The organism is Rhodococcus chondri, from assembly GCF_036327435.1.
Lineage (GTDB): Bacteria > Actinomycetota > Actinomycetes > Mycobacteriales > Mycobacteriaceae > Rhodococcus > Rhodococcus chondri.
Map to the genome: position 1 here is coordinate 1 of NZ_JAUZMZ010000322.1, position 2471 is coordinate 2471.

At 70.3% G+C, this 2471-nt stretch carries 3 protein-coding genes and 1 pseudogene; 1 reads left to right on the top strand and 3 read right to left on the bottom strand.

Annotation, left to right across the window (positions count from 1 at the left end):
- On the top strand, nucleotides 1-280 hold a 280-nt coding region (locus Q8814_RS25680; protein WP_330154767.1), incomplete at its 5' end, for a hypothetical protein.
- A 17-nt stretch (nucleotides 281-297) separates the two neighbouring features.
- Here Q8814_RS25680 and pgl read toward each other — a convergent pair.
- The 3 genes and pseudogenes from pgl to Q8814_RS25695 form a co-directional block, all read right to left on the bottom strand.
- Nucleotides 298-1074 (bottom strand): 6-phosphogluconolactonase, encoded by a 777-nt coding sequence (gene pgl / locus Q8814_RS25685; protein WP_330154768.1) that lies wholly within the window; start codon nucleotides 1072-1074, stop codon nucleotides 298-300.
- Nucleotides 1067-1975, bottom strand: coding sequence for a glucose-6-phosphate dehydrogenase assembly protein OpcA (gene opcA, locus Q8814_RS25690; protein WP_330154769.1), 909 nt, complete (start codon nucleotides 1973-1975; stop codon nucleotides 1067-1069). Before opcA ends, pgl begins: the two co-directional genes overlap by 8 nt.
- Nucleotides 1972-2471: pseudogene (locus Q8814_RS25695) on the bottom strand (glucose-6-phosphate dehydrogenase); the annotation flags it as partial. The pseudogene Q8814_RS25695 and the gene opcA, both read right to left, overlap by 4 nt.

Genomic DNA, 2471 nt, shown 5'->3' on the forward strand with positions numbered 1-2471 from the left:
GGGCAGCGGCGACGGGAACCGGACGGCCCGTCGCCGCGTCGAACGAATCAAGGGAGCGAAAACACGCGGCGCTACGGTCGCGACGACCACGGGAGGAGTCCAGCGCATGGATCCACGAACGGTACGGTGCGGTCCCATCAGATCCCGGCTGGCCGTGCTGCGGGCCTCGAGTGGTCCGCGTTCCGGCGGGCGGCTGCACTGCGTCCGCCCTGGCAGCGGCGCACCACCGACCGAACAGGGCGATGTCGAAAACCCCGACCGGGATCGGCCCGACGAATGAACCCGACCCGACCCGGGTCAGGCGCCGGGAAGCTGCGCAGCCGCTGCCTCGTCGACGAACCACACGGTCTGTTCGAGCCCCCGCGCGCCGGCCGCCGGACCCTCCTCCGGGTCGGCGCCGGCCACCGCGGCGGCCACGGCCGCGGCCTTGGCCTCTCCGGTGACGAGTAGCCACACCTGCCGGGCCCGCCGCACGGCGGGCAACGTCAACGTCACGCGAGCCGGGGGAGGCTTCGGGGAATCGTCGAGGCCGACGACGAACCGCTCTGACTCGCGTACTGCGGCGGTGTGCGGAAACAGCGAATTGATATGTCCCTCACCGCCCATGCCGAGCAGGTGCACATCGAAGACCGGAACAGTGCCGTCGGGCGAATGCGCAGCCAGGATTTCGGCGTAGCGTTCGGCGGAGGCGGCGGGTGTCATGCATCCGTCCTCGCCGAGCGCGGGCATGGTGTGGATCCGGGCGGAATCGATCGGCACATGGTCGAGCAGCGCAGCGCGCGCCTGCACCTCGTTGCGATCGGGGTCGCCGGGCGCCAGGAACCGCTCGTCGCCGAAGAACACGTTCACCGCGGACCAGTCGATGCCGCCCTGGTCGGCGCGCACGTGCTCGAGCATCGCGATGCCGGTGCCGCCGCCGGTAAGAACCACCGACGCCTGCACCCGCTCGGCCTGGGCTTCGACCACCGCGTCGACGAAAGCCTTTGCGGCGGCACGGGATACCGCATCGGCGTCGGGGAAGCTCAGCACCTCGGTCGGTCCGTGTGCTCGGTCGGACTGTGCTCGGTCAGACATACTCCACCTTCGGCAGGGCCGACAGTGCGGCCTCGTAGATTTCGTCGGGGTCGAGACGGCGCAGTTCCTCGGTGAGGCATTCCGCGGAATCACGGCGCGCCAAGGTGATCAGCGAATCCGGTTTGGCGGTGCGTTGCAGGGTGGCCACCCGCCCGTCCTGCGGACGGCCCAGCACGATCGTCTGGGTTGCCGTGCGCAGTTCCACCCGCAGATCCCCGACCGTCCGCTGCACCGTGCAGTCGAGCCGGCTGGCAAGCCAACCCGCGAGCAGCTCGAGCGCCACTTCGGTGCTCAGTCCCGACACGGTCACCGAGGTCACCGGGTTGTGGGGCGGCTGGTCGAGAGCGGTGACGAGCAGCGCCCGCCAGTACGTGATCCGCGCCCACGCGAGATCCGTGTCGCCGGGCCGGTACCCGTCGAGGCGGTGCATGATGTCGGCGCGCGGATCGTCCGCGTTGGTCGCGTCGGTGATGCGGCGGACCGCGAGGCGGCCTACCGGATCGTCTGCCGGGACGGCCGGTGCCTGGTTCGGCCACCACGCCACCACCGGGGTGTCCGGCAGCAGGAACGGCACGACCACCGATTCCTGGTGGTCACCTAGTTCTCCGTGCAGGGCCAGGATCAGGACCTCGGACGCGCCGGCCTCCCCGCCGACGCGGATCTCCGCGTCGAGGCGGGACGGGCCGTCGAGCTTGCCGCGCCCGATGACGATGACACGGCACGGGTGTTCGCGGGAGGCGTCGGTGGCCGCCGAGATCGCGGCTTCGAGTCCGCGGGCGTCGCCCGCACACACGATCAGCGTGAGCACCCGGCCCTGGGTGACGATGCCGCCGGTGCGCCGCAATTCCACGAGCTTCTTGCTGACGGCGACGGCCGAGGTATCGCGCAACTGCAGCCTCACGGGCGTCTCCATTCTCGACCGGACCGGCGCAGCATCTCGGCCGCCGACGCCGGCCCCCACGTGCCCGCCTCGTACGGCTCGGGTCGGCCCTGCGCGGCCCAGTGCTCGAGCACTGGATCGAGGATCTCCCAAGACATTTCGACTTCTTTGTCCACCGGGAACAGTGACGGTTCGCCGAGTAGCACGTCGAGCAGCAACCGCTCGTACGCCTCGGGGGAGGACACCGTGAACGCCTGGCCGTAGCTGAAGTCCATGTTCACGTCGCGCACCTCCATCTCGGAGCCGGGCACCTTGGAACCGAACCGCATGGTGACGCCCTCGTCGGGTTGGACCCGGATGACGAGCGCGTTCTGGCCGAGTTCCTCGGTCATCGTGGTGTCGAACGGCAGATGCGGCGCGCGTTTGAACACCACCGCGATCTCGGTGACGCGGCGACCGAGCCGCTTGCCGGTGCGCAGGTAGAACGGCACCCCGGCCCACCGTCGGGTGTCGACCT